This is a genomic window from Nocardia farcinica, assembly GCF_029867845.1.
Lineage (GTDB): Bacteria > Actinomycetota > Actinomycetes > Mycobacteriales > Mycobacteriaceae > Nocardia > Nocardia farcinica_A.
In genome coordinates this window covers 1-2,400 of sequence record NZ_JARWRU010000925.1, presented here as the reverse complement: position 1 = coordinate 2,400, position 2,400 = coordinate 1, and the positions used below count along the sequence as shown (strand labels likewise).

2 protein-coding genes and 1 pseudogene are annotated in these 2,400 nt (G+C 71.6%); all 3 read left to right on the top strand.

Annotated elements, in window-relative coordinates; all coding sequences use genetic code 11:
• Positions 1 to 73 precede the first annotated feature (73 nt).
• Positions 74 to 151, top strand: a pseudogene (locus QH283_RS30355) (pseudouridine synthase); the annotation flags it as partial.
• 65 nt (positions 152 to 216) lie between these two features.
• A complete protein-coding gene (cmk, locus tag QH283_RS20325) occupies positions 217 to 885 on the top strand; it encodes a (d)CMP kinase (protein WP_280504569.1) in 669 nt (222 codons plus the stop codon).
• Positions 882 to 2,300 (top strand): ribosome biogenesis GTPase Der, encoded by a 1,419-nt coding sequence (gene der, locus QH283_RS20320; protein WP_280504568.1) that lies wholly within the window; start codon positions 882 to 884, stop codon positions 2,298 to 2,300. The genes cmk and der overlap by 4 nt, the downstream gene beginning before the upstream one ends.
• The last annotated feature ends 100 nt before the right edge of the window (positions 2,301 to 2,400 follow it).

Genomic DNA, 2,400 nt, shown 5'->3' with positions numbered 1-2,400 from the left:
GGGCTGGCGGCTGCCGGGGGGGGCCACCCGGGTGCCCGGGGGGGGGCCCACCAATAGCGGCCGGGCCCCCCGGGGCCACCAGCGGCCCGGCACGCTGCGGGTGCTCGGCCGCGACGAAATCGGCAAACTCTACGAGGCGGTGCAGCTGTGAACGGTGTGCAGGTCCCGGCGGAAATCGACGACGCGCTGTCCGGTGACGGCCCGCTGACCGTGGCCATGGACGGCCCGTCTGGCACCGGCAAGTCGAGTGTCTCGCGCAAGCTGGCGCTGCGCCTCGGCGCCCGCTATCTCGACACCGGCGCCATGTATCGGGTGGCCACCTTGCGCGTGCTGCGCGCGGGCGCCGACCTGGACGACCCGGCCGCCGTCATCGCCGCGGTCAAGGAGCTGCCGCTCACCATCGGCACCGACCCGGCTCGTGAGGTCGTGGAGCTCGACGGCGAGGACGTGTCCGCGGAGATCCGCGGCGACGCGGTCACCAAGGCGGTGTCCGCGGTGTCGGCGGTGGGCGAGGTGCGCGAGCTGCTGGTGGCGACCCAGCGCGAGATCGCGGCCGCGGCGGGCCGGATCGTGGTCGAGGGCCGCGACATCGGCACCGTGGTGCTGCCCGACGCCGACGCCAAGATCTATCTGACCGCCTCCGCGCAGGCCCGCGCGCAGCGGCGCAACGAACAGAACATCCGCGAGGGACGTGGCGACGACTACGCGGCCGTGCTGGCCGATGTGCAGCGCCGCGACACCCTCGACTCCACCCGTGCGGTGTCCCCGCTGCGTCCCGCCGAGGACGCGGTGCTCGTGGACACCAGCGAGCTGACCATGGACGAGGTCATCGACGAGCTGTATCGCGTCGTGGCGCAGCGGATCGCGACAGGAAGTGCACAGTGAGCGAAGACGTACTCGCAGGCGACGGCGTCTGGAGCGACGAATCCGAGTGGGAGCTCGTTGATTTCGAGGGCGAGCAGGAGGGCGGGGAACAGCTCGCCATGCCCACCCTGGCCGTGGTCGGGCGCCCGAACGTCGGCAAGTCGACCCTGGTCAACCGGATCCTCGGCCGTCGCGAGGCGGTCGTGGAGGACGTCCCCGGCGTCACCCGCGACCGTGTCTCCTATGAGGCCTCCTGGGCCGGGCGGCGGTTCCTGGTGCAGGACACCGGCGGCTGGGAGCCCGACGCCAAGGGCCTGCAACAGGCTGTCGCCCGCCAGGCCGAGCTGGCCATGGCCACCGCGGACGCCATCCTGCTGGTGGTCGACGCCACTGTCGGCGCGACCGCGACCGACGAGGCGGCGGTGAAGAAGCTGCGCCGGGCGAAGATCCCGGTCATCCTGGTCGCCAACAAGGTCGACGATCACCGCGTCGAGGCCGAGGCCGCCTCGCTGTGGTCGCTCGGCCTGGGCGAGCCGCGCATGGTCAGCGCCGCGCACGGCCGCGGCACCGGCGACCTGCTCGACGATGTGCTCCAAGCGCTGCCGGAGACCCCGCGCGAGGGCACCGGCGGCACCGGTCCGCGCCGCGTCGCCCTGGTCGGCAAGCCCAATGTCGGCAAGTCCAGCCTGCTCAACAAACTGGCCGGGGACGAGCGCTCGGTGGTCCACGACGTGGCGGGCACCACCGTCGACCCGGTGGACTCGCTGGTCGAACTGGGCGGCAAGGTGTGGAAGTTCGTCGACACCGCGGGCCTGCGCCGCAAGGTCTCCAACGCCACCGGCACCGAGTTCTACGCCTCGCTGCGTACCAAGTCGGCGCTGGAGGCCTCCGAGGTCGCGATCATGCTGATCGACGCCAGCCAGCCGATCACCGAGCAGGATCTGCGCGTGATCAGCCTGGTCGCCGACTCCGGCCGCGCGCTGGTGCTGGCGTTCAACAAGTGGGATCTGGTCGACGAGGACCGCAGGCTCCAGTTGGAGAAGGAGGTCGACCGCGAGCTGGTTCGCGTGCCGTGGGCGCGGCGGGTCAACATCTCCGCGCACACCGGCCGGGCCGTGCAGAAGCTGGTGCCCGCCATGGAGACCGCGCTCGAGTCCTGGGACAAGCGCATCTCCACCGGCAGGCTGAACAACTGGCTCAAGGAGGTCGTGGCCGCGACGCCGCCGCCCATGCGCGGCGGCAGGCTGCCCAGGGTGCTGTTCGCGACCCAGGCCTCCACCCGGCCGCCGACCTTCGTGCTGTTCACCACCGGCTTCCTGGAAGCCGGTTACCGCCGGTTCCTGGAGCGGCGGCTGCGTGAGGAGTTCGGCTTCGACGGTTCGCCGGTGCGCATCTCGGTGCGCGTGCGCGAGAAGCGGGACCGCAACAAGAAGTGAGTTCGCCACCGGGGTGCGCCCATCGCGCACCCCGGTGTGGATGTTAACCGGGATTGTTGGGTGGGGTTACGTGTCGGGGTGTTGTCCGCGTCCCCACGAG